Raw genomic sequence first — 2,485 nt, forward strand, 5'->3', positions numbered from 1 at the left:
GCTGATGGCTGCGGAGACACCGGGCAGGGCCCGGACGTCAGCCAGCAGCCCGTCGGGGATCCCGCCCAGATCTGGCGCGGTGAGGGCACGGTCGGCGTGTGTCCCGGCCGCGACATCGGCGGTGGCCGCACTCATGACCGTTGTCTGTGTGAGCGTGTAGCTGAGGGCCAGGGTGACCACCATGGCGAGTGCTGCGACGGCCGCGGAGAACCGGAGCGCGTATCCGCGGCTGTTGTGCACCGCCAACCAGGTCGGCACCGTTGTCCGACGCGGCAGCCTGCCGGCCAGAAGATCACCTCCGGTGGCGGCGAGCCACGGGCCGGCGAGCGCGAGTCCGATCACGGCCAGGATGCTCGCCGACGCGGTGGCGGCTGCGGCATCGTGGGCGCGTACCAGGAGTGGAACGATGGAGATCGGCAGAGACGCCAGAATCAGCAGCAGGCCTGCCCTGGTTCGAATCACGGACGGGTGGCGTGGCTCGCTCTGGGACTCGGCGACGGCCTCTGTGGGCGGCATCCGGGACACCTTGAACGCCGCGGCCCACGCGGATACGCGCACCACGGCAAGGGTGAGCAGGAGCGCGGCGACGGCGGGAAGCGGGCTCCAGATGAGGGGTAGCTCGTCCGGCAACACGCCGAGCGAGACGAGAGCGGCACGCAGCCGTCCCGCGAGAAGATAGCCGATCAGCACCCCTGCCGGAGCGGTGAGCATGGCGCCGGTGAGGCTCTGAACAGCGACGAGCCGCCTGACCTGGCGCCCAGTGGCGCCGATGGCGCGCATCAGCGCGAGCTCGTGGCGCTGCCGGTTGACGGACACGGATAGCGCGCCACCGATGACGAACGCGACGACCAGCAGGGCGATACCGGCCACGGATCCAGCGAGGACGACAAGCAGCATACGTGCCGCTTCGATCCCCGGTACTTCCGCGTCACCACGGGCATCGCCGGTCGCGACCTCGAATCGATCGCCGACGGCGCGCCGTACGTCAGCGGCCAAGGCGTCGGGCGAGGTGCCAGGAGCGGCTCCAAGCGCGACGAGATCGACCGTGTCCCGACGTGGACCACCGTCGCGACCGGCCAGCTCTATAGCCATGTCCTCGGGGAAGAAGATGCCCGGCCCGTCGACGAGCGCGGACACCCGGTGGACGTCCGTCTGTCCGGCGGCCACGATGCGGACCAGGTCGCCCACCCGGTGTCCCGCGCTGGCACGGTCTCCCAATGCCACCTCGTCCGGGCCGGATGGCGCACGGCCCGTCACGCTGTGCGGCCCGAGCAGCTTCGCGGACGACCACCCGTGGCCCGCTGTGCGTGCCTGGTGGCCTTCGTCGCCGGCACCGTCGATCACGGCGGCGGGAAAGCTCAGATCTCCGATCGTCCAGGCGACACCCGGGAGGTCGGCCAGCCGGTCGATCAGGTCGGCGGGAACGACGGCGCGCTCCGGCAGCGCAGCCGGCAGGTCCTCGTCCTGTGGCAGGGTCTGACGGGCCGAGACGACCACGTCGGCTCCGGCGAGCCGATCCACTGTTGCGTGTGCGCGCAGACCGGACTCGGCCAGCACAGCGACGGCGGTGACGAAGGCCGATCCGCCCACGACGGCGAAGCACACGGCGACGATGGCCCCTAGCCGGGTCATCGCCCACGCCAATCCGGTCACCTCGCCGCCAGCGTGGTCATGCGATGTGCCAGGGCGTCCGCTGATGGATGGGAGACGATGTCCACGATGCGTCCGTCGGCCATCACCAGTACGTCGTGTGCCCGTGCCGCCGCGGCCGCGTCGTGAGTCACCAGGACGACGGTCTGGCCGAGGTCGTCCGCGAGTCCACGGAGAAGACTGAGCACCTCCACAGCGCTGGCTAGGTCGAGTGCACCGGTGGGTTCGTCGGCGAAGATCACCCCAGGCCGGGCGGCCAGGGCACGCACGATGGCGGCACGCTGCTGCTGACCGCCGGACAGCTCTGCCGGCCGCCTCCGGAACAGAGCGTCGAGACCCATCCGGTCGGCCAGCTGCCGTAACCAGGCGCGATCCGGTTCGCGGCCGGCGAGCCGCAGCGGCAGGGTGATGTTCTGCTCAACCGTCAGCGACGGCACCAGGTTGTACTGCTGGAACACGAACCCGACGCGCTCCCTGCGGACTTCGGTACGGCGTGTCTCGTTGAGGTGGCTGATGCCGGTGCCACCGATCGTCACCTCACCGGAGGTCGGCGGCGTCAACCCGGCAGCGCAGTTCAGCAGGGTGCTCTTGCCAGAGCCGGATGGCCCCATGACCGCGAGGAACGAGCCGGTCGGAACGGCCAAGGAGATGTCGTCGAGCGCGATGACCGTGCGGTCGCCGTCGGCGTACGTCTTGGTGACCCGATTCAGGGTGAGCGCGTGCTCGAGGGTCACCGGCGCTTGCGCAGATGGTCGACGACCAGAGCGACGATGCACAGCACCGAGACCAGCCCGAATCCGAGCCGCATCAACGTATCGAAGTCGGCGAGCGACGC

At 70.2% G+C, this 2,485-nt stretch carries 2 protein-coding genes; both read right to left on the reverse strand.

Annotation, left to right across the window (positions count from 1 at the left end):
* The coding region (locus ELR45_RS39740; RefSeq protein ID WP_205857593.1) for an ABC transporter permease at window positions 1-1,653 on the reverse strand (1,653 nt) is incomplete at its 3' end.
* Window positions 1,650-2,384 (reverse strand): ABC transporter ATP-binding protein, encoded by a 735-nt coding sequence (locus ELR45_RS30735; RefSeq protein WP_129669693.1) that lies wholly within the window; start codon window positions 2,382-2,384, stop codon window positions 1,650-1,652. The genes ELR45_RS39740 and ELR45_RS30735, both read right to left, overlap by 4 nt.
* Window positions 2,385-2,485: the final 101 nt, after the last annotated feature.

The sequence above is a fragment of the Phytoactinopolyspora endophytica genome, from assembly GCF_004138495.1.
Classification (GTDB): Bacteria; Actinomycetota; Actinomycetes; order Jiangellales; family Jiangellaceae; genus Phytoactinopolyspora; species Phytoactinopolyspora endophytica.